Source organism: Pseudoflavonifractor sp. An176, assembly GCF_002160435.1.
Taxonomy (GTDB): Bacteria; Bacillota; Clostridia; order Oscillospirales; family Oscillospiraceae; genus Enterenecus; species Enterenecus faecium.
The window spans coordinates 129,200-151,897 of the sequence record NZ_NFKO01000003.1 but is presented as its reverse complement, the minus strand read 5'-3'; the positions used below and the strand labels follow the sequence as shown (position 1 = coordinate 151,897).

The 22,698-nt window shown below is 56.0% G+C and carries 16 protein-coding genes, 1 tRNA gene and 1 riboswitch; of the genes, 8 read left to right on the top strand and 9 right to left on the bottom strand.

What is annotated here, in order from left to right; all coding sequences use genetic code 11:
* Window positions 1-81 precede the first annotated feature (81 nt).
* Genes glgA through glgB form a run of 4 tightly spaced genes read right to left on the bottom strand, consistent with a single transcriptional unit; the run spans window position 82 to window position 5,862 of the window.
* A complete protein-coding gene (gene glgA, locus B5F12_RS03290; RefSeq protein ID WP_087230229.1) occupies window positions 82-1,512 on the bottom strand; it encodes a glycogen synthase GlgA in 1,431 nt (476 codons plus the stop codon).
* Window positions 1,509-2,627, bottom strand: coding sequence for a glucose-1-phosphate adenylyltransferase subunit GlgD (gene glgD / locus B5F12_RS03285; protein WP_087230226.1), 1,119 nt, complete (start codon window positions 2,625-2,627; stop codon window positions 1,509-1,511). The genes glgA and glgD overlap by 4 nt, the downstream gene beginning before the upstream one ends.
* A 14-nt stretch (window positions 2,628-2,641) precedes the next feature.
* A complete protein-coding gene (locus B5F12_RS03280; RefSeq protein ID WP_087230223.1) occupies window positions 2,642-3,832 on the bottom strand; it encodes a glucose-1-phosphate adenylyltransferase in 1,191 nt (396 codons plus the stop codon).
* 47 nt (window positions 3,833-3,879) lie between these two features.
* Complete coding sequence (glgB, locus tag B5F12_RS03275; protein WP_242954872.1) at window positions 3,880-5,862, bottom strand: 1,4-alpha-glucan branching protein GlgB; 1,983 nt, start codon at window positions 5,860-5,862, stop codon at window positions 3,880-3,882.
* A 283-nt stretch (window positions 5,863-6,145) separates the two neighbouring features.
* Here glgB and B5F12_RS03270 point away from each other — a divergent pair.
* The 3 genes from B5F12_RS03270 (at window position 6,146) to thiC (ending at window position 9,615) form a co-directional block, all read left to right on the top strand.
* Window positions 6,146-6,236: transfer RNA gene (locus B5F12_RS03270), tRNA-Ser, on the top strand.
* A gap of 139 nt (window positions 6,237-6,375) precedes the next feature.
* The gene (locus B5F12_RS03265) at window positions 6,376-8,088 is read left to right on the top strand and encodes an ABC-ATPase domain-containing protein (RefSeq protein WP_087230216.1); all 1,713 of its coding nucleotides are present in this window, start codon (window positions 6,376-6,378) and stop codon (window positions 8,086-8,088) included.
* 37 nt (window positions 8,089-8,125) lie between these two features.
* Window positions 8,126-8,230, top strand: a riboswitch (TPP riboswitch).
* 80 nt (window positions 8,231-8,310) lie between these two features.
* Window positions 8,311-9,615 carry a phosphomethylpyrimidine synthase ThiC gene (gene thiC / locus B5F12_RS03260; protein ID WP_087230213.1) on the top strand — a complete coding sequence of 435 codons (1,305 nt, stop codon included), beginning with the start codon at window positions 8,311-8,313 and terminating at the stop codon, window positions 9,613-9,615.
* A 61-nt stretch (window positions 9,616-9,676) separates the two neighbouring features.
* Here the strand turns inward: thiC and B5F12_RS03255 are convergent, their stop codons facing one another.
* The 5 genes from B5F12_RS03255 to B5F12_RS03235 form a co-directional block, all read right to left on the bottom strand.
* Entirely contained in the window at window positions 9,677-11,101 is a 1,425-nt protein-coding gene (locus B5F12_RS03255) for a hypothetical protein (RefSeq protein ID WP_087230210.1), read from the bottom strand.
* A gap of 125 nt (window positions 11,102-11,226) precedes the next feature.
* Window positions 11,227-11,622, bottom strand: coding sequence for an arsenate reductase ArsC (locus B5F12_RS03250; protein WP_087230207.1), 396 nt, complete (start codon window positions 11,620-11,622; stop codon window positions 11,227-11,229).
* 14 nt (window positions 11,623-11,636) lie between these two features.
* Window positions 11,637-11,981, bottom strand: coding sequence for a thioredoxin family protein (locus B5F12_RS03245; protein WP_087230204.1), 345 nt, complete (start codon window positions 11,979-11,981; stop codon window positions 11,637-11,639).
* An 18-nt stretch (window positions 11,982-11,999) separates the two neighbouring features.
* A complete protein-coding gene (locus tag B5F12_RS03240; protein WP_087230201.1) occupies window positions 12,000-13,007 on the bottom strand; it encodes a permease in 1,008 nt (335 codons plus the stop codon).
* Between the two features lie 84 nt (window positions 13,008-13,091).
* The gene (locus B5F12_RS03235) at window positions 13,092-13,379 is read right to left on the bottom strand and encodes a metalloregulator ArsR/SmtB family transcription factor (protein ID WP_204221465.1); all 288 of its coding nucleotides are present in this window, start codon (window positions 13,377-13,379) and stop codon (window positions 13,092-13,094) included.
* A gap of 200 nt (window positions 13,380-13,579) precedes the next feature.
* On the opposite strand from B5F12_RS03235, the gene B5F12_RS03230 reads away from it, so the two are divergent.
* The 5 genes from B5F12_RS03230 (at window position 13,580) to B5F12_RS03210 (ending at window position 22,694) form a co-directional block, all read left to right on the top strand.
* On the top strand, window positions 13,580-14,245 hold the full coding sequence (locus tag B5F12_RS03230) for an ABC transporter ATP-binding protein (RefSeq protein WP_087230195.1): 666 nt from the start codon (window positions 13,580-13,582) through the stop codon (window positions 14,243-14,245).
* A 13-nt stretch (window positions 14,246-14,258) separates the two neighbouring features.
* Complete coding sequence (locus tag B5F12_RS03225; RefSeq protein ID WP_087230192.1) at window positions 14,259-17,429, top strand: FtsX-like permease family protein; 3,171 nt, start codon at window positions 14,259-14,261, stop codon at window positions 17,427-17,429.
* Window positions 17,430-17,473: 44 nt separating this feature from the next.
* The gene (locus B5F12_RS03220; protein WP_087230189.1) at window positions 17,474-20,686 is read left to right on the top strand and encodes an FtsX-like permease family protein; all 3,213 of its coding nucleotides are present in this window, start codon (window positions 17,474-17,476) and stop codon (window positions 20,684-20,686) included.
* Between the two features lie 74 nt (window positions 20,687-20,760).
* The gene (locus B5F12_RS03215; RefSeq protein ID WP_087230185.1) at window positions 20,761-22,263 is read left to right on the top strand and encodes a Y-family DNA polymerase; all 1,503 of its coding nucleotides are present in this window, start codon (window positions 20,761-20,763) and stop codon (window positions 22,261-22,263) included.
* Window positions 22,260-22,694 carry a hypothetical protein gene (locus B5F12_RS03210; RefSeq protein ID WP_087230182.1) on the top strand — a complete coding sequence of 145 codons (435 nt, stop codon included), beginning with the start codon at window positions 22,260-22,262 and terminating at the stop codon, window positions 22,692-22,694. Before B5F12_RS03215 ends, B5F12_RS03210 begins: the two co-directional genes overlap by 4 nt.
* Window positions 22,695-22,698: the final 4 nt, after the last annotated feature.

Below are 22,698 nucleotides of genomic sequence, written 5' to 3'. Positions count from 1 at the left end.
AAAATTTGAAAACCGTGTTGCCCGTACCCGAGCACAGCCCGCATGAGCGGGCTGTAATCGGGGGGAGGCAACACGGCACAATTATAACATGGAACGATAGATTTGCCAATACTCCTGGACGGACTGATTCCAAGAACTATCAAATTTCATGTCATTTTTTTGCAGGAGCTTCCAGTGCTTGCTGTCCTGATAGAAAGCAGCAGCGCGCCGGACAGCATCCAGCATGTCATGGGCGTTGTAACTTTTGAAGGTAAAGCCGCGCCCTTCCATGGTCTCCGGGTTCAAAGCGGGTACGGTATCGTACAATCCGCCGGTCTCCCGGATGATGGGTACGGTGCCGTAGCGCATGGCGATGAGCTGCGTCAGGCCACAGGGCTCCATTTTGGAGGGCATCAGCACCAGATCGCCGCCGGCGTACGTCTCGTGAGCCAATTTGTTGTCGAAAACGATGTTAGCAGACATCTTTTCCGGGTACTGGTCGGCATAGGAGCGGAACATATCCTCATAATTCTGCTCGCCTGTGCCGATAATGACCAACTGGATATCCTCCTGCATCAGGTCATCCATGACAGCCTGCACCAGGTCCAGACCCTTGTGGGAGACCAGACGGGTGATCATAATCACCATGGGCACGTCATCCCGGCACTCCAATCCCAGCTTTTCCTGGAGCGCCCGCTTGTTCTCCGCCTTCTTGTCCAACTGGTCACAGGTGTAATTCACCGGGATCAGGGGATCGGTGGAGGGGTCAAAGACATCGGTGTCGATGCCGTTGACCACGCCGATGAGCTTATAGCTGTGGTGGCGCAGCACCCCGTCCAGCCCGTGGGCGTAATAGGGGTCCTGAATTTCGTAGGCATAGGTGCGGGAGACGGTGCTCACCCGGTCAGACACCAGAATGGCGGCCTTCATCATGTTGGTGCAGCCGTCAAACTGGGTGGTACCCCGCCAATCCTCCGGCAAGCCCAGCACCTCGTCCACAAAGGAGTCCGGCGCTTTGCCCTGATACTCCATGTTATGGATGGTAAACAGGGTGCGGATGGGCTGGTAGGCATCCAGACCCATGTAGAAGGCCCGGAGAAAGACGGGAATCATGGCAGTTTGCCAGTCGTTGGCGTGGATGACATCGGGATACCAGTTGAGGTATTGCAGGGACTCCAAAACGGCCTTGGAGAAGAAGGCGAAGCGCTCGCCGTCGTCGTAGTAGCCGTAGGCGTTGTCCCGATAGAAGTAGTACTCATTGTCGATGAAGTAGTACTGCAGGTTTCTCTGGGTGTCCTTGGCACGGAACACACCGCAGTACACGCTGCGCCAGGACAGAGGCACCCGGAAGTTACAGAGAAACTCAATGTCCCACCGGGGACTGTCTTTGATAGCCTTGTAGTAGGGGAGAAAGACAGCCACCTGTGCGTTTTCATCGGCACTGAGCGCTTTGGGCAGCGCAGATGCCACGTCGCCCAGCCCTCCCGTTTTTAAAAAGGGAGCGGCTTCACTGGCGGCAAATAAGATTTTCATACAGTGACTCCTTTGCGGATGATCACGGGAGCAGTCTCCAGGCCCTTGAGCTGGCTGCCGGCGGTGATGGTGGCCCACTTGTCCACAATGACGTTCTCCAGGCTGGCGCCCTCGCCGATGACACTGCCCTGCATGATGATGCAGTTCTTCACTGTGGCACCCTTGGCGATGCGTACGCCACGGCCAATGACGGAGTGCTCCGCATTGCCATCCAAAATGCAGCCGTCGGCGATGATACAGCCGGAGATGTTGCAGTCCATGCCGTAGTGAGAGGGAACCTCGTCGTTGACACGGGTATAGATGGGACGGTCAGGACGGAACAGGGCATTGCTGATGCCCTCGTCCAGCAGAGCCATATTGCTGCTGAAATAGCTCTCAATGTCGTTGACCCGCAGGACGGGATCGGTGAAGGGATAGATGTTGATGGACAGGTCCCCGGTGTTGAAGCGGGACTGAATGAAGTCACGCTCCAGGAAGTAGACACCCCGGGCGGTGAACTCAGACACGGTGTCAATGAGCACCTGACGGTCCATAACCATGATGCTCATGCCGCAGTAGTCGCCGGGCTGGGGCACGTGGTCCAGAGCGTAGCTGGTGACCCGCATGTTCCCATCCACCTGGATGACGGACTTGTAGGTGTTGCTGTTGCTCATCTTGCTCTGAGTGGCAACCACAGTGATGTCACAGCCGCTGTTGATGTGGGACTCCACCACGGGGCGGAAGTCCATGTTGCAGATCACGTGGGCATCTGCCATCACCACATAGGGAGAGGTGTCCTCCCGGAGGAAGTCCAGAGCGTTACGCAGCTCGTCCAGCTTGCCGCGGTTGGCCTGGTTCAGGCTCTCGCTGGCGTAGGGGGGGAGAATCTGCAGGCCGCCGTTCTTGCGGTTCAGGTCCCACTCCTGGGTGTTGCCCAGGTGGGTCATCAGAGAGTGGTAGTGCTGCTTGGCCAGCACGCCCACGCTGGTGATGCCGGAGTTGACCATGTTGGACAGGGCGAAGTCCACCAGGCGGTAACGGCCGCCGTAGGGGATAGCCGCCATGTTGCGGTCATGGGTAAAAGCGTTCAACTCATCCGAATACATCTCGGAGAAAATAATTCCACACATTTTCATCTTTGTAGCCCCCCTTAAACAATTTCCTTGGGTTTGATCACGGTGCCAGAGGGGATGGTCTTCTTATGACCCACAACGCTGATACCCCAATCCTCGCCCAGGCAGTCCTCCGGGCGTGCGCCGATGGTGACGTTCTCTTCGATGACACACTGCTCACCCACGATGGCGTAGCTGACGGTGCTGCCCTTGCGGACGATGGTGTTGGGCATCAGGACGGTGCCGCTGACCACAGCGCCTTCTTCCACCTCGCAGCCGGTGTAGATCACGGAGTTCTCCACCGTACCCTTGATGCGGCAGCCCTCGGTGATGAAGGAGTTGGACACCTTGGAGGAGGGGGCGATCATGGTAGAGGGGCTGGCATAGTTCCGGGCATAGATCTTGGAGTGGGGGTTACGCATATCCAGGGGGTCCTTGGGGTCCAACAGGTCCATGTTGGCATCCCACAGACTGCCCAGAGTGCCCACGTCCTTCCAGTAGCCTTCAAAGGGATAGGCATACATGGGGCGGCCGTCCCGCAGGAAGGCGGGGATGACGTTCTTGCCGAAGTCGTTCTCGGAGTTGGGGTCGGCCTCGTCGGCGATCAGGTACTTCTTCAGAGCGGCCCAAGTGAAGATGTACACACCCATGGAGGCCTGGGTGCTCTTGGGATGGGCAGGCTTTTCCTCGAAGTCCACGATGGCCTGGTTCTCGTCGGTGCTCATAATGCCCATACGAGTGGCGTCTTCCATGCTGACGTTGATGACTGCAATGGTGCACTCGGAGCCCTTCTCCTTATGGAACTGCAGCATCTTGTTGTAATCCATCTTATAGATGTGGTCACCGGAGAGAATAAGCACGTATTCGGGCTGATATCTCTCGATGAAGGGGATGTTCTGATAGATGGCGTTGGCCGTGCCCTTATACCACTGGTTGCTGGTGGTCTTGGTATAGGGAGGAAGCACATGGGCGCCGCCGAAATTCCGGTTCAGGTCCCAAGGCTGGCCGTTGCCGATGTAGTCGTTGAGCTCCAGGGGCTGATACTGGGTGAGAATACCCACGGTATCAATGCCGGAGTTGACGCAGTTGGAGAGAGAGAAGTCAATGATGCGATACTTGCCGCCGAAAGGCACGGCGGGTTTTGCGGTGTTTTCTGTCAGTACATACAATCTACTGCCCTGGCCGCCGGCCAAGAGCATGGAGATGCATTCTTTTTTTCGTTCGATCACAGTGAAGCCCCCCTAATTCATCTTTCCTCGCTGGTTATATGCGATGGTTATTTGCTGGCCTTTTTGCCAGCGGATTGTTTTTTGGAAACTCTGGTTTTTTTCACCTTTGCGCTGGGCACGCCTTCCACCGTCTTGCGGGTTCTCTGGGGCGCCTCTCGCTCGTAATATACGGTGGAGAGGGGCGGCAGAGTCAATTCGATGGAGTATTTCAGCCCGTGCATGGGTTTCGCCTTGGCCTTGACCGGCTTGAGCGGGATACCAGTGCCACCATATTTCACGTCGTCGCTGGACAAAACAGGAATATAAGTACCGGCTTTGGCCGCACCGATGCAGTAGTGCTCGCGGGTGACCGGGCAGAAGTTGCACACAACCACAACCTCTTTTCCCTTGGCATCCACGCGCCGGAAGGAGATCACGCTCTGGCTGTTGTCGTCACAGGCAATCCACTGGAAGCCGTGCCAATCGTTGTCATTCTGCCACAGGGCAGGATGGGCCAGGTAGAAGTGATTCAAATCCCGGACATAGTCTTGCAGCTGACGGTGCTTATCATATTCCAAAAGGAACCAGTCCAGTTCCTTGGTGAAATCCCATTCAATAAACTGACCGAACTCTCCGCCCATGAACACCAGCTTTTTGCCGGGATGGGTCATCATATAGCCGTAGAAGGCCCGGAGATTCTGGAACTTCTCCTCGTAGTCTCCCGGCATCTTGTTGAGCAGGGAGCACTTACCGTGGACCACCTCGTCATGAGAGAGGGGGAGGATAAAGTTTTCCGAGAACGCGTAGGTCAGAGAGAAGGTAATGTTGTTGTGACGGCCCTTGCGGAACAGGGGATCGGTAGACATATAATCCAGCATGTCGTGCATCCAGCCCATATTCCACTTGAAGTTAAAGCCCAATCCGCCGTCATACCCAGGCTTGGTGACCATGGGGAAGGCGGTGGACTCCTCGGCGATGACCAGAGCGCCGGGGTTAAATTCGAAGGCAGCGGCGCTCATGTCCTGTAAGAACTTCACCGCGTCCAGATTGGTATTGCCGCCGTACTGGTTGGGGCGCCACTGACCATCCCGGCGTCCGTAGTCCAGATAGAGCATGGAAGCCACGGCGTCCACTCGAATGCCGTCCACATGGTACATGTCTAACCAGTAGACCACATTGGAGATGAGGAAGGACCGCACCTCGTAACGGCCATAATCGAAAATGTGGGTGCCCCAGTCCGGGTGCTCCTTGCGCAGAGGGTCGGAGGGCTCGTAACAGCAACCGCCGTCGAACTCATACAGACCCGTCTCATCCTTGGGGAAGTGCGCGCCCACCCAGTCCAAAATCACACCAATACCTGCGCTGTGGCAGATGTCTACAAACTTCATAAAGTCCTTGGGTGTGCCGTACCGGGAGGTGGGGGCATAATATCCAGTGACCTGATAGCCCCAGGAGGGCTCAAAGGGATACTCGCTGATGGGAAGCAGCTCGATGTGGGTATAGCCCATATCCTTGACATACTTGACCAAATCCTTGGCGTATTCCTCGTAGGTCATGTAGTTGCCATCGGCATGCTTACGCCAGGACCCCAGGTGCAGCTCATAGATGTTCAGAGGACGGGTGAGCGGCTGCTCCTTGGCCCGGGCGGCACAATACTCCTGATCGGTCCACTCAAAGCCGTCCAGATCATAGATCTTGCTGGCAGTTTCGGGCCGAGTGCAGGTATGTACGCCGTAGGGATCGCTCTTGAAGACAAAGGAGCCATCCGGGCGTTCGATGTAGAATTTGTACTCGTCAAAGTGTTTGGCCTCGGGCAAAAACTGCTCCCAAATTCCATCGGTAAGCTTGTCCATGGCCGGCACATCGGTGTCCCAGTCATTAAATCGGCCCAAAACCCGGACAGAGCGGGCATGAGGGGCCCAGACACGGAACACATAGCCCTCCTTTCCGTCCCGGACCTCCTTGTGACAGCCCATAAATCGATAGGCGTCGTGGCTGGTTCCGGCGCTGAAACGGGCGATGGCATCGTTGAGATATTCGGTGTGATTCAAGGTATATGCCTCCCAATTCCTCGAACAACTCATGAGGTAATGATGCTGTGGTTTATTTTGTGGCTTTCATTATACTGCGATAGAACAATAAAGTCAAGATGCACAAAAAAGCAAATGAAAGCGCATATACTTTTAGTATACTATGTGTTGTTTTCGTAAAAAATGATTACGAGCCCTTAAATTCCCATTAAATGCTGTCAATATCTTACTATAACCTGTAGTAGCGAAAAAGAACGTTGACTTTTGGAGGAAAATCATGTATTCTATATCAGCTATCATTGATGGAGACGTATCGAAGTGGTCATAACGAGAACGACTCGAAATCGTTTGACGGGTAAAACCGTCCGTGGGTTCGAATCCCACCGTCTCCGCCAAAAAGTCCAGCAGCCTTTGGGTTGCTGGACTTTTTTAATTTCGTCCAGCGGATTTTATGGCCATGTACACCACTTGAACCGGGGCAGGGGGTGGGGTATACTGGGAAACAGAAACCATGTGTATCAGGAGGGCAAGACCATGCAGACCGCTGCACAACTTCAACAGCTGCTCACCCGCATAGACCGAAGGAGCTACCCGGCCTATAAGGATACCCGAGGAGCCTATCAGTTTCCGGGCTATGTGCTGTCCATTGACCACGTTCAAGGAGACCCCTTTGCCGCTCCCTCCAAACTGAGCATCCATGTCAAAGGAGAGAAGGCCGGATTCCCTCGTGCGCTGTACCAAATGCCCTGTCAGCGCATCGCCTTACAAGACGCCATCACCCGCTTGTTTGCCCGGAAAGCTGGGCAAGTGTCCGGACTGGCCAGAGGCTCCGGGCACAGCGGGCTTATTTCCACCAGCCGCTGTGGACAGGAGGTATTGGAGCGCACGGCATGCAACCTGGATCCAGCCACCGGAGATATCGTATTGCGCTTTGAGGCAGGATTTCCCGCCAATGGCCGTACGGTAAACGCCGGAGAACTGAGAAAGATGCTGTTTGAGTTCCTGCCCCAGTGCGTGGAAGCATCCCTCATGTACCGAAATTTGGACGGGAAGCGGCTGAAAGGGGTGGCAGATCTGGCGGAGGACCAGCAGTATATTCGTGAAATACTTCCCAAACTGGGTCTGTGTGCCTTCGTGGCAGATGGCAGCATCCTACCTCGAGCCACTGGCATCTCTGCCCAGCCCATGAAGGGCAGTGTACCATTTCAGTCACCCCAGGAGTTGTCTGTCACCTTGGAACTGCCACACCGGGGAACTGTCACCGGCATGGGTATCCCTAAAGGCATCACCCTCATTGTGGGCGGTGGATATCACGGAAAATCCACCCTGCTCAAGGCACTGGAGGCAGGGGTATACAACCACATTTCCGGGGATGGACGGGAATACGTCATCACGGATCATACCGCCGTTAAAATCCGGGCAGAAGATGGCCGAAGCATTGCCCAGACGGATATCTCCATGTTCATAAACCATCTGCCCAATGGAAAAGACACCACCCGCTTCACCACCCAGGACGCCAGCGGCAGTACCTCCCAGGCTGCCAATGTGGTGGAGAGTATGGAGGCTGGAACCTCTCTGCTGCTCATGGATGAGGACACCAGCGCCACCAACTTCATGATTCGGGACGAGCTGATGCAGCGGGTCATTCACCGAGACATGGAGCCCATCACCCCGTTTTTGGAGCGTGTGGAAGAGCTGTATCACACCCACGGTATCTCCACCATTTTGGTGGCAGGCAGCTCTGGCGCCTATTTCCACCCCGCTCACCACATCATTCAAATGGACCGATATATCCCCAGGGACATTACCGCACTGGCCAAAGAGGCGGCACAGGCATTCCCCTCCACCTGTGCCCACCTGGAGCCTGCACCGGCTCCCAATGTACACCGCTGTCCCCGTAGATCGGAGGAGTTTGGCCAAGGTGATCGCGCAAAACTGAAAACCTTGGGGCGGGATGGGGTATCCATTAACCGCGAGACCATCGACCTTCGGTACGTGGAGCAGCTCACCGACCCGGAACAGCTCACCGCACTGGGATACTGCTTGGTATATGCCCAGAAGTATCTCATGGACGGCAGACGCACCCTACAACAAGTAGTGGAGGAACTGGAACAAATCATGGACCGCAAGGGCCTGGAAGCGCTGTGCGGTCGTGAGGGAGCCTTTTTGGCACGGCCCAGACGACAGGAGATCTTCGCCTGTTTCAACCGGTACCGGGGGCTGAACCTGGCTGGAAAAACTTCTTGAGTTCTCTTCTGAAACGTTGTATAATACCATTGCTTACAATTGAAAACGGGGAGCTTGTAGACAGGCTGAGAGGAAGGTGTGCCCTTCGACCCATGGACCTGATTTGGATAATGCCAACGTAGGGAGACATATGCCGTCATCAGCGGGGATACCAAGTCAGGTATCCCCGCTGTTTCTGTTTCAACGCTCATCCAACCCGCATCCAGAAAGGAAGAGATCAACATGAGAACATACACAACCCAGATGGACGCAGCCCGTCAGGGCATCATCACCCCGGAGATGAAGGCGGTGGCCGCCAAAGAGTACCGCACGGAGGAGGAGATTCGGGAGCTGGTAGCCAAAGGACAGGTGGCCATCTGTGCCAATAAACTCCACACCTGTCTGGACCCCAACGGCGTGGGTTCTATGCTTCGCACCAAAATCAACGTCAATCTGGGGGTGTCCCGGGACTGCAAAGACTATGACGTGGAGATGCAGAAGGTGATGGCAGCAGTGAATATGGGGGCGGAGGCCATCATGGACCTGTCCTCCCACGGCAACACCCAGCCGTTCCGCCGGAAGCTGACCCAGGAGTGCCCCGCCATGATCGGCACGGTCCCCGTATACGACAGTGTCATCCACTATCAGCGGGATCTGGCCACACTCTCCGCCAAGGACTTCATCGACGTGGTACGACTCCACGCCCAGGACGGGGTGGACTTTGTCACCCTCCACTGCGGCATTACCCGCAAAACCATCGACCAGATCAAAAACCACAAGCGGAAAATGAACATCGTCTCCCGGGGCGGCTCCCTGGTGTTTGCCTGGATGAGCATGACCGGGGAGGAAAACCCCTTCTATGAGTATTTCGATGAGATTCTGGATATCTGTCGGGAATATGACGTGACCATTTCCCTGGGAGATGCCTGTCGCCCCGGCTGTCTGGCCGATGCCAGTGACGTGTGCCAGATTGAGGAACTGGTACGCCTGGGCGAGCTGACCCGCCGAGCCTGGGCCAAAGACGTACAGGTGATGGTGGAGGGCCCCGGCCACATGCCCCTGGACCAGATTGAGGCCAATATGAAGCTCCAGCAGACCATTTGCATGGGCGCTCCCTTCTATGTGCTTGGTCCCCTTGTCACGGATATCGCCCCTGGCTACGACCACATCACTGCCGCCATCGGCGGGGCAGTGGCCGCTTCGGCAGGCGCTGCCTTCCTGTGCTATGTGACCCCCGCCGAACATTTGGCTCTGCCCAATGTGGAGGACGTGAAGCAGGGAATCATCGCCTCCCGCATTGCTGCCCACGCCGCGGATATCGCCAAGAAAATCCCCCACGCCAGAGACCTGGACGACGCCATGGCCGATGCCCGGCGGACCTTCGACTGGGACAAGCAGTGGGAATGTGCCATTGACCCGGAGACCGCCAAGGGCATCCGGGATGACCGGGCCCCGGAGCACGAGGACAGCTGTTCCATGTGTGGCAAGTTCTGTGCCGTACGCAGCATGAACAAGGCCCTCAGCGGGGAGTACATCGACATTCTGTAATGAAAACAGGGATTCCTCCCCAAAATGGAGGAATCCCTGTTTTGCATTGAACTTTCAGAGGTTAAGGGGCAAATTGCAGCATGGTTTGAACGGTGGAAAAGGGGCGTCCCGCCCCTAAAGAGGGACTCTTTTGCTGGTGGTCTGTGGCCGTGAGCACCGGGTACTGAAATGGTGAAGTCTGGTGGGTGTACTGAACCCAAGAATCGATCCAGACTGTTTCGCCAGGAGAAGTGGGAAACACAGAGTATGCCACATAGCCCCGGTGATTGCTTCCCTGACGAGGAAGAGAGAAGGAGGCGAACCAATCTGAATTCGTTTGCTGGCCCCAAAAGATGGAGTCGTAGGTGTAAGAGGCTTTCTCCATGCGGGCATAGGGAGAGACGAAGGTCGCGCCGTTGTCGTCGTACAGAAGGCGGCCGTGCACCGCATCTTCGGCAGGAATCCAATACGAGGTGTTGGTGTAGGCAGGGGTGAGTTGGAACGACTCTGTACCGTAAAAGGCGGGGCTATCCTCCCACTGGAAGTGGTGGATGAGCTTCCAACGCTCCGGCTCTTCGGACAACTGCACCCCAATGCCTGTCAGGTGCAGCTGAGGTACTTTACCCTCGGAGGTGGTATGTTCCTCAAAGGAGCGGGTGTACTCATCCACCACCACCTGCTGGGCGCCCTGACAATCCTGCAAATCCTCCATAGAGAGGTCATTTAAAACCGTGTCTGGGAAGCCCAAGTCTCGAAGCTTTTCTTTGATTTCTTGTTCTTGAGAAGAGGGCGGAGCAGACAGCAGCATCCAATCCATGGAGTAACTGTGGAAGAAGAGAAATCCGCCTGCCACGCCCACCAGAATGCACCCAGTGAAACACAGCGCAAACCGTCCCTCTGAGAGCCAAACTCGCAGCCGAGGGAGCGGGTATCCGGCGGCGGTGACTGCCTGAGAGAATCGGAAGATACGGTAGAGGCAAAAGACATAGAGAATGATCAGAACGAGAAATCCAAACAGCCCAATCATTCCAACCACGGACAGCAGGGCCAAGCCCACATACCACACCACCAGTCCACCGGCGGATCTGGTGGATGCCTCCACTCCGGAGGCCTTTCGCAGCTGAAGCAGTCCCCGCCACAGGGCGAATAGGGTGACCAGCACCAGGAACATCGACGCCAGGTTTGTCAGATATCCCAAAGCAGAGGTATAGAATTGATTTTGAAAGATGGTGGCGTTTAGGGCAAAGATCGGTACCAGGGCGATACAACGCACTGCGGTGAAGACATAACAGCGGAACAGCCATTTGTTTTCCCGTCGTACGGCTCGGAAGCCCAAGTATAACAGGAGTAAACCAAGGAAGGACAGCAGCTCTTGCAGCAGAGGAATCTCCAGGGTAAGGGTGCTCAGGGCCAATCCCCAGAGGATTTGGGTCATCGTGGTCTGCCAGCTGGGCGTCGGATCAGAACGGGACTCGGGGGCATCGGGTACAACGTGGTAGGTTTCCATAGGTCGGCCTCCTCCCTGATTTTGATAAATTCATCATATCTCATCTCGCCTCAAATGCCAAGTAGAGAAACAAAAACCCCCCGTGCTCGGAACAAGTTTCACCGAGTACGGGGGAGTGATTTCTCTCAAGAGAGTTTTTCCTTGAGTGCTAGAATCTTGTTATAAATGGTTCGAATCGTTTCTTCAAACACCTCGTCACTCTGTCCAGTGGGGTCTTCCAGACCCCAATTCTCCGTATAGGGGGCCGTAAAGGCCGGACAGCTGACATTACACCCCATATAAATTACCACATCCGGCTGGGGCAGTTGGGAGACCAGCTTGCTGTACTGGGTTTCCTCCATGTCGATGCCGTGGAGCTGTTTCATCATGCGCACGGCGTCGGGATTGATGCGGTCTTTTACCTCGGTGCCGCCGGAGTAGCTCTCAAATACATCTCCCGCCAACTTTTTGCCCAGGGCCTCCGCCATCTGACTGCGGCAGGAGTTGTGAACGCACACAAACGTAACCTTGGGTTTTCCCATGTCATTCATCTCCTTTATTCCTTGCCATCCTTCAGCAGGGCTTCGATCTGGGCGGGCTTAAGCACCTTTCCGGTGGATACCACCTTGCCATGCACCACCAGGGCAGGGAGGCTCATCACCCCGTAACCGGCAATGGTGGCCATGTCCTGAACATATTCCACATCTACATTCAGACCCAGACTACGCACCGCCTCCCGGGTGTTCTCCAGCAGGGTGTGGCAGGAGGCACAGCCGGTGCCCATCACCTGAATGGCTGCCCCGGACTTGGGGGCCACTCCAGGTGCAGAACAACCACATTGACAGGAACAGGAGACCGTCTGCTCCTCTTTTTTCTTCTTACCAAATCCAAACAGTGCCATATTACATTCCTCCTATAATTAAACTAACAAAACTTGAATGGCATTGAAAAAATACCCAACCAGGATGATGCCCAGGGTACAGATCCCGATAAAGGCCGCCAGCAGCCGGGGCTTCACCGCCTGTTTCAGCATGATGAGGGAGGGAAGGCTCAAAGTCGTCACCGCCATCATAAAGGACAGCACAGTGCCCAGTCCAGCCCCCTTAAACAGCAAACTCTCCGCCACGGGGATGGTGCCGAAAATATCGGCGTACATGGGCACTCCTACCAGAGTGGCCAGAATCACCGCCAGGGGATTTTGGCTGCCCAGCACCATCTCCACCCAGGTCTGGGGCACCACGTTGTGAATCAGTGCGCCGATACCCACGCCCAGGAAAACATACGGGGCCACCTTTTTCGCCGTGTTCACCAGCTGACCCTTGGCATAGTCTACACGATCTCGCCGGGTCAGGGTGCCGCTCTGGCTTTCGATGTGGGGCGCATGTCGGATGAAATCCTCCACATACCGTTCCATCCCCAGCTTTTGCAGAAGCGTGCCGCCGATTACGGCAATGACCAGCCCCAGCAGCACATACAACACCGCCACGCGGGTGCCGAACACGCTCATCAGCAGCACCAGGGAACCCAAATCCACCATGGGGGAGGAGATGAGGAAGGAGAAGGTCACACCCACCGGAAGCCCGGCACTGGTAAATCCCATAAAAATGGGGATAGACGAACAGGAACAGAAGGGAGTCACCGTCCCCAGTAGAGCCGCAACCACATTGGCCCACAGGCCCTGGAATCGACCCAGAATCTTCTTGGTACGCTGGGGTGGAAAGTAACTCTGCAAATACGAGATGCCGAAAATTAGCACCGAGAGCAAGACAAAGATTTTAATGGTGTCGTAGAGGAAAAATTGGACAATCCCGCCCAGGGTTCCATCCAGTCCCACCGCAGCCAGACCATTTCCAATGAGTTCGTTGAGCCATTTCATTCCCAAGACTTGATCTTGGAAGAAGAGCCAACCTGATCTGATCCATTCCATCTAATCCATACCTCCAATTACAGTTCTAAAAATTTCGATTTGAACAAGTTGAGAAAAAACCATCTCAAGAAACAGATGGTTTTCTCATCCACAGCAGTTGTCTGAGGTGCCAGCAGCCGAGGTGTCCGTCAATTCCTCCAACCGCTGCCGGGCATAGGCACAGCCCTCCTCCCGCAGGGAATAGTGGGTCCACTTTCCCTCCGTACGTCCCACCACCACACCGGAGTCACAGAGAATCTTCATGTGATAGGAGAGGGTGGACTGGCTGATGTGTAAATGCTCCAACAGCGCACAGGCACACTTCTCACCGCTGCGCAATAGCTCCAAAATTTGCAGCCGATTCACATCGCAAAAGGCCTTAAACACCCTCATATCTGAGGCGTGATCTCGCACAGTAATCCCTCCTATCGCATCGAAGAATTTCAATCTAATGGCAGTATATTCAATCCATCGAGAAATGTCAATATGTCATTCACCAATATGGTTATTTTGACCATAGAGCCGTTGCATCATTTTGTGGCATGTTGTATACTTAAACAAACCACAAAATGCAAAAAAAGGAGCGGTGAATCATGGGAGTATTGGAACTTAGAGACGTCAGCTATACGTATCAGACGCAGTATCAAAAGGTAGAGGCCCTGCGGAACATCACCGCATCCTTTGATGGTGGAAAGGTGTACGCCGTGGTGGGCAAATCGGGCAGCGGAAAAACCACGTTGCTCTCTCTGTTGGCGGGGCTGGACCTGCCCACAGAAGGAGAGGTGCTGTGCCACGATGTGGCCACCAGCCAAATGAAGTTGGAGCAGTACCGTCGGGAGCAGGTGGCGGTGATTTATCAAAATTTCCGGCTGTTCCCCTTGCTCACGGTGGCGGAAAATGTGATGTACCCCATGGAGCTGCGGGGGACAAGCCCCAAGGAGGCAAAGGAAAAGGCTAAGATTTTGGTGAAAAAAGTAGGACTGCCCGAGACCGTGCTGGGCCGTTATCCCACCATGCTCTCCGGCGGTGAGCAGCAGCGGGTGGCCATTGCCCGCGCCCTGGGCATGGACACCAAAATTCTCTTGGCGGACGAACCCACCGGAAACCTGGATACGGCCAACAGTGAGAATATCTATTCCATCCTCCAGAGTTTGGCCCATGACGACGGGTACTGTGTCATCATTGTCACCCACGACCGCACCCTGGCCCAGAAAGCAGATGACATTCTGGAACTGAAAGACGGTCAGGTGGTAAGGTGAGGAGGCGAATCCCATGGTGATACGAAACGGTATTCTCAGTACAGTTCGGGCCCGAGGGCGTACCGTCCTATTCAGCCTGCTCATCCTGCTTTTGACCCTCTCCCTGTCCCTGGGAATGGCCCTGTGGAGCTATTGCGCCCAGACGCTGGAGGCCATGGACCAGGCATACACCTCCATTGCCCTGGTGGAACACATGGGAGAGAACTATCCCGACCCCTATGCAGCGGACGATACCGCCCGCCAGTCCCTGGCACAGTTGGGGGACTATAGCCAGGTGCCTGGGGTAACGCTGTGGGAGACCACCGATTGGGACGTTGCCCTGTCCGAGGGATATCAGCGTCCGGACGGCACCATTCCCTATGAGAACCAGGTGGTTTTGGCTGTGTTCCAGATCACCCAGAAGTACGTTCAAGAGTCCTTCGCCATTGAGCTGGAAGACCTCCCGGAGGAGTATATGATTCGGGAAGGCCCCACCTGCACTGTAAAAACCAAGGAGGGCATGTGGGAAGATATTCAGTATTATTCCCTGCTCTCCAGCAGAAAAGAGGATGTCCGAGTGGTTGCCAGCCCTAGACTCACTCTAATAGACGAGACCCGCGACATCACATTGGATTTGAGCTGGATGGAGGAGGCGGGGAACGTCTTCGATCGTGGAGAGTCCTATGAGACAGACCCTGCCACAGGTGAGAGCTATTGGGAAGAATATTTCTTGGGATATCGACAGGCTCCGGCAGGGTATACAGGCATCATCGGGAAAAATCTCTACTCCTATGAGGGGAAGAGTGGTGTTCTGGTGGAAATTGACCCCGGGGACAGTGGTTTTGTACCCGAGCCCGGAAAGCGTTACCTCCTCCACGGAGAACTGTATGACAGCGGCAGTTCCAGCCGTGCCATTCGGGTGACGGAGTTCTACGAGGGCTGTGACCAGTCGCCCTGGGTGGCCTTTGACAGTTATGATGACCCAGTATTCAACGACAGCATCTTTACAGAGTACGCCCAAAAATATGAGTTGGGCAACAACTACATCCAAGTGGAATCCAGCGATCACATCGCCGCTCTGGAGCCCTTCCAACAAGGAACCTTGTATCTCATCGACGGGCGATATCCCGAAGCGGGGGAGAGCGGCGTATGCGCCATAACGCAGGACATTGCCAAACAGCTGAATTTGAAGGTGGGGGACACCATCTCTCTGTCCATGATGCAGTCTACCGAATACGACCCCTTTGCCTTGGGAGAAACGGACGACACTCGAGGCTGGACCGTGGTTGGGATTGTGAACCAGGCCAGCGGCTACGAGGGGCGCATCTGGGTTTCCAGGGGAGAGGATCTACCTCAAGCGCCCCTGTTTGGCTATCTGTTGGGTCGGGCTGTTTTGGACAACAACCGTGCGGTTGAGGCGGTGGACCAGATGGAAGCCATGGCTCCGGATGGGGTGCGCATCACCCTGTATGACCAGGGCTATGCAGCTGCTGCCCAGCCCCTACAGGCCATGGAGTCCACGGCTCAGGGCGTCACGTTTGCCTCCCTGGTGGGTGTGTTGGCTGTCTTGTGCCTATTTGCATTCCTCTTTGTGGGGCGACAGCAGCAGGCGGTGGACGTGATGGTCTCCCTGGGCACGCCCAAGGGTAAGATTCGGCTGTGGCTCCTCTCCGGCGTGACCCTGGTGGCAGGGGTAGCTGTACTGGTGGGCATGGCGGTATCTGCCGCCTCCATGCAGCTGCTCATTGCGCTGGCCTTGCAAGGGGCCCGTGCCCTGTATGCCGCCGACCGGCGGTACAGCAACGGGGCTCTGGGCACCACCAAAGAGGTAGAGCTGCCCCAACAAGTGCCTCTTTGGCCTGCCTTGGTGGCAGGCGTGGTGGTGTTTGTGGCTGCTCTGATCCTGTGCGTGGCCTTTGTGGGCCAGGCGCAGCGAAAAAACACACTTCGCCAGGGTAAAACCCGGGTACGTGTTCCCCGCAGCGGCACCAGTGTCGCAGGGAAGGGTGCTGTGCGCTTTGCCTGGCTCTCTGCCCGCCGAGGCGGTTGGCGCTCTGTGGTAGTTCCCGTAGTGGCACTGGTGTTATCCGGATTTTTGGGCTTTTTGATGGTAACCGCTCAGGGCTGGGAGAGCCAGCGCCGGAGTCTTTACGACAATACTACCATCACAGGTCAATTTACCTCTGCCAATGGAAGACAGTATACAGATTTGCATCTATCCGATCCGTTCCAGATCAGCGAATCCGGTATGGTGTCTGACATTCAGGTCTATCGCAGCTACCACTACTGGCTGAGCAAGGACATGCCACAATTCGCAGATAATGTATATGGCCAGGACCGCAGAGCTGGGTGGATTGAAATGCAGGAAGACATGATATTCCTCAACGGCTTCGCAGTTGCGCCAGACTTTATTTACAGCGAAAAAAGCCCGGAAATCACATGGCTAGAGGGCTGGGACGAGGGATTCCTGACAGAGCCCAACAACTACACCAGTGGCATGGAGGGTATCACTCCCTGTGTTGCCAGCACACGCTGGATGAAAGAGAAGGGGGTGGAGTTGGGCGACCAAATTTCCGTCTATACGGAACTGGCAGGCGATATTCCTGTGTGCATCGTGGGTTCCTTTACTCCGTGGGGAGCTGCTGACAACCTCTATGCGCCGCTGAGTTGCTTGCAAACCGACATTGTCGATTATCTGGGTTGCCGTTTCACTCTGAAATCCGCCTATGATTTGGATGATTTCCGGGATTATCTGGCCCAGGAAGAATATTCTGTCCCGGGGGATTTAAACGGCAATCGCATCGTAGTCATGCTCAACGACTCCACCTTTACCCAGACCGTGGAGGCTCTGGGACGCTACATCACCCTGAGTCAAATTCTCTTCCCTGTGCTCTTCCTCCTCATGGGAGTTATGGGCTTTGTGGTGTCCTGGCTCATGGTCAATGGTCGGCGCATGGAGTTTGCCATCATGCGAGGGCTGGGTGCCTCCAAAAAGCGGGTGTTTGGCTCCTTCTTCCTGGAACAGATGGGACTGTGCCTGATGGGTTGTATTCTCAGTGGAGTGGTCCTGACCCTTTGGAGTTGGAAGCCTATGGTCTGGCTGGCTTCCGCTGGCTTTGCTCTCTTTTATTTGGCGGGATGTGCTCTGGCCGTACGTACCGTGGGACGGACCAAAATTTTTACCCTCCTTACCCACGCAGATTGATGGAATCGATTGCCCGCCACACTTGAGGGAAAGGGTGTGTGTTTATGATTCTTCGCAATGGAATTCTCAGCACCGTGCGCTCTCGTGGTCGCACCGTTCTCTTCACCCTTTTGATTTTCCTTCTCACCCTCTCCCTGTCCCTGGGACTGGGGCTATGGAGCTATTGCGCTCAGACGCTGGCAGCCATGGACGCTACCTACACCTCCATCGCCTTGGTGGAGTACAAGGGAGAGAATTACCCCGACCAATATGCCGCCGATGAATCGGCCCGGGCGACGTTTTCCCAGCTGGGAGACTACAGCCAAGTGCAGGGCGTGGAGCTGTGGGAACCCACACAACGGGGAATGGTTCTGACAGACGGCTATCAGCGCCCGGACGGCACCATTCCCTATGAGGATAAGATGGTGGTGTCGGTCTTTCAACTCAGTGAGGTATTCGCTTTTCAGGAGCGTCCCGCACAGTTGGAGGATCTTCCCGAGGAATACCTGATCTATTCCGACGACCGGTGCACCGTCCATATCCGGAAGGGGGTGTGGGAGGATATTCCATATTACTCCAGTGCGCCATTGGAGACGTCAGCGGCATATGTTACCGAACAGATGAACGGAACCGTTACCCTGATAGACAAAGACCGGGGCCTCTCCATGGAGCTGAACTGGCTGAAAAATCAGGACGGCTTCTTTCGCCGGGACAGTTATATTGAAACCGACCCAGAGACCGGAAGGTTGACCTCCATCGACACACTGGTAAACTTCCGCTTGGCTCTGGACCACTACAGCGGAATCATTGGGGAGAACCTGTATTCCTATGACGGAAAAAGCGGCGTGCTCGTAGAGGTCTATCCTGGAGACAGCGGCTTTGTGGCAGAGCCGGGAAAGCGGTATCTCATCCACGGCGAGCGGATGGACAGCGGCGCATCCAATCAAGGCATTGTTGTCAGAGAGTTTTATGAGGGCTGTGATCAATCCCCATGGGTTTCCTTTGACCGCTATGACGACCCCATATTCACCGATAGCCTTTTTTCAGCGTACGCCAAACAGTATGAGCGGGGCAACAACTATATCCAAGTGGAGGCCAGCGACAACATCCCCGCCTTGGAGCCTTTCCAACAGGGGACGCTCTACCTCAAAGAGGGACGATACCCCCAGGAAGGGGAGAAGGGGGTATGCGTTGTCACCCAGGACATCGCCCAACAGCTGGACTTGGACCTGGGAGATGAGCTTTCTGTGTCGGTGATGCAGTCCACCCAGACAGACCCCTTCGCTCTGGAGGAGACAGGGGACAGCCGCACCTGGACCGTGGTGGGGATTGTCAATCAGGGCAAGGGCTACGAAGGGCACCTCTGGGTATCTCGGCAAGACGCCCTGCCGGAAGCCCCGCTGTTTGGATATCTGTTTGGCCGTGCTGTTTTGGACAACGCTGGAGCTGTGGAGGCCGTGGAGCAGATGACGGCCATGGCCCCTGACGGGGTGGAGATCACTCTGTACGACCAGGGCTATGCCACCGCAGCCCAGCCCCTACAAGCCATGGAGGCCACCGCCCAAGGAGTCACCTTTGCCGCCCTGGTAGGGGCGCTGGCGGTACTGTGCCTGTTCGCCTTCCTCTTCGTGGGACGACAGCAGCAGGCCGTGGATGTGATGGTGTCCCTGGGTACCCCCAAGGGAAAGGTTCGGCTGTGGCTTCTCTCTGGAGTCACCCTTGTAGCGGGCGTGGCTGTGCTTGCGGGCATGGTAGTGTCTGCCGTGTCTATGCAGTTGCTCATTGGGCTGGCCCTGCAAGGGGCCCGGGCTCTGTATGCTGCCGATCAGCGGTACAGCAACGGAGCTCTGGGTACCACCAAAGAGGCAGAGCTGCCTCAACATGTGCCGCTGTGGCCTGCGTGGGTGTCCGCTGTTATCGTATTTCTACTCGCTCTGGTGCTGTGTGCCCTGTTTACACAGCTGGCCCAGAGGAAAAATACCCTCTGCCGAGGGAAGAGCCGAGTGCGAGTTCCCCGCAGCGGAACCAGTATCACGGGGAAGGGTGCCATGCGCTTTGCCTGGCTCTCCGCCCGCCGGGGCGGTTGGCGCTCCATGGTAGTACCTGGCGTGGCCCTGGTCCTATCTGCTTTCTTAGGGTTTCTCATGGCAACGGCCCAGGGCTGGGATCAGCAGCGGGCTACTCTGTACGAGAACACCACCATTACAGGACAGTTTACCTATGTCAATGGCAGGCAGTATACCGGACTCATGCTGGAAGACCCTTGGCACCTCTGGGACTCGGGTCTGCTCTCGTCCATGCAGGTCTATGACTCCACCCACTACTGGATGCCGGATGAGATGCCAGACTTTCCAAACACCGCATTCGGCAATAAACTCCGGGGCGAGTGGGTTTCCAAGCAGCCGGAGCTGGTCTTTCTCAACGGTTTGGAGGTATCTCCCAGATTCATCTATAGCCAAGTACCCACCATCACCTGGCTGGAGGGCTGGGACGAGAGCTTCTTGGAAGACCCCAGCTACTACAACACCCCCCAGAGCACCCCGCTGCCCTGTATTGCCAGCCAAACTTGGATGGAGGAGCAGGGAATCCGCTTAGGGGATGACATTAACATCAACTCCGAGAAGGGCGGCACCATTACGGTGTTCCCTGTAGGTTCCTATGCCTCGGAGGGCACGGACAAGACCATCTATGTGCCGCTCAGCCGTCTCCGCCTGCCCCCTTGGCAGGCGGAGAGCCCACAGCAAAGTGCAGTGCCATGGGACTATTTCCCCGGCTGTCGATTTACCCTCCAGTCCTCCTATGATCTGGAGGATTTCCGGGAGTATCTGGCCCAGGAAGAATATTCTATCCCAGGGGATTTAAACGGCAATCGCATCGTGGTCATGCTCAACGACTCCACCTTTACCCAGACCGTGGAGGCACTGGGGCGCTACATCACCCTGAGTCAAATTCTCTTCCCCGTGCTCTTCCTCCTCATGGGAGTTATGGGCTTTGTGGTGTCCTGGCTGATGGTCAATGGTCGGCGCATGGAGTTTGCCATTATGCGAGGGCTGGGTGCCTCCCAAACGCGGGTGTTCGGCTCCTTCTTCCTGGAACAGATGGGGCTGTGCCTGATGGGATGTATCCTCAGCGGAGTGGTCCTGACCCTTTGGAGCGGGCAGCCCCTGGTCTGGCTGGCTTCCATTGGCTTTGCTCTCTTTTATTTGGCGGGATGTGCTCTGGCGGTGCGCACAGTTGGGAAAACTAAAATTTTTGCCTTGCTCACCCATGCCGACTGAGAGGATGAAAGTCCTGGTTATGGGACATCCTCTGTGGTAGAATAGTCCCATCACCGAGAGAGGAGCGCAGGGGCATGCAGGAGAAGACCTATCTATCCATTGATTTGAAATCCTTTTATGCCTCCGTGGAGTGCATGGAGCGGGGACTGGACCCCATGACCACCCACCTGGTGGTGGCCGACCAGAGCCGTACCGAGAAGACCATCTGTCTGGCGGTGTCTCCTGCCCTGAAAGCCTACGGCATCTCCGGGCGGGCCCGGCTCTTTGAAGTGGTGCAGAAGGTGAAGGAGGTCAACGCCCAGCGGCGGCGCAAGGCCCCAGGCGGAGTCTTCACGGGAACCTCCCACCAGGCACCCCAGCTGCTGGCCCGGCCGGACCTGGCCCTGGACTACCTGGTAGCCCCACCGCAGATGGCCCACTACATTTCGTTCAGCACCCGCATCTATAACGTGTATCTGAAATATATCGCCCCAGAGGACATGCATGTCTACTCCATTGACGAGGTGTTTCTGGATGTAACCCCCTATCTGGACACCTATGGCATGACGGCGGAGGAGTTGGCCCGTACCATTCTGCTGGATGTGCTCCACACCACCGGAATCACCGCCACCGCTGGCATTGGCAGCAATCTGTATCTGGCCAAGGTCGCTATGGACATTGAGGCCAAGCACATTCAGCCGGACGAAAATGGGGTTCGCATCGCCCGTCTGGACGAGATGAGCTACCGCCGCAACCTCTGGGCCCACCGGCCCCTCACCGATTTCTGGCGGGTGGGCCGGGGGTACGCCAAAAAGCTGGAACAGCAGGGGCTGTACACCATGGGCGACATTGCCCGATGCTCCCTGGGCAGACGAGAGGACTACTACAACGAGGAACTACTCTACAAACTGTTTGGGGTGAATGCGGAGCTGCTCATTGATCACGCCTGGGGGTGGGAGCCGTGCACTATCTCCGATATCAAATCCTATCGCCCTACCACCAACAGTGTGGGGTCGGGCCAGGTACTGAAAACCCCATACCCGGCGGAAAAGGCGCGGCTGGTGGTGCAGGAGATGGCAGATCTCCTGGTGCTGGATTTAGTGGACCATCGACTGATGACCGACCAGCTCACTTTGACGGTGGGCTACGACCGGGAGAATCTCACCGATCCCCAGCGGAGGCTGGCCTACCGGGGTGCTGTCTCCACCGATGCCTATGGACGAGCCATCCCCAAGCACGCCCACGGCACCACTCATTTGCCGGAATACACCTCCTCCACCACAGAGATTGTGGAGGCAATAACCAGATTATTTGACCGAATTGTCAATCCCCAGCTGCTCATTCGGCGGCTCAATGTCACCGCCAACCGGGTGTTGCGGGAAGACTGCCTGCCTACGCAAGGGTTCCAACAGATGAGTCTATTCTCTGACGACAGCCAACAGCGGCAAGCCCAGCGAAAGCGAGAGCGCCAGAAGCAGCAGGCCATTCTCAGCATCAAAAAGAAGTACGGAAAAAACGCCCTTCTCAAAGGGATGAATTTCCGGGACGGAGCCACCACCCGGGAGCGCAATGGACAGATTGGGGGTCACAAGGCATGAGGGAGAAGCGACACCCCTACGAGGACATCCTTTCTGTGCCTCGGCCCACCACTCATGTGCGTCCACCCATGTCCCGGCAGGACCGGGCGGCACAATTTGCCCCCTTTGCTGCGCTCACCGGCCACGATGCCGCCATTCGAGAGACGGCCCGTACTACCCAGGCCAGACGCCAGCTCAGTGAGGACGAAAAACTCATATTGGACCGAAAGCAGCAGTTCCTGCTGGAACAGGTGCACCGACACCCACAGGTCACAGTCACCTATTTTCAGCCGGACACCCGCAAAGCCGGGGGAGCGTACCAAGTGTTTACCGGACATGTGCGGGCCCTGGACACTTTCCGACGGCTGTTCCGCACCATGGAGGGCAGAGACATTCCTGTGGACGACATCGTGGATCTGGAAAGCCCCCTGTTTTCTCAATTGAAACTGTAAAAAG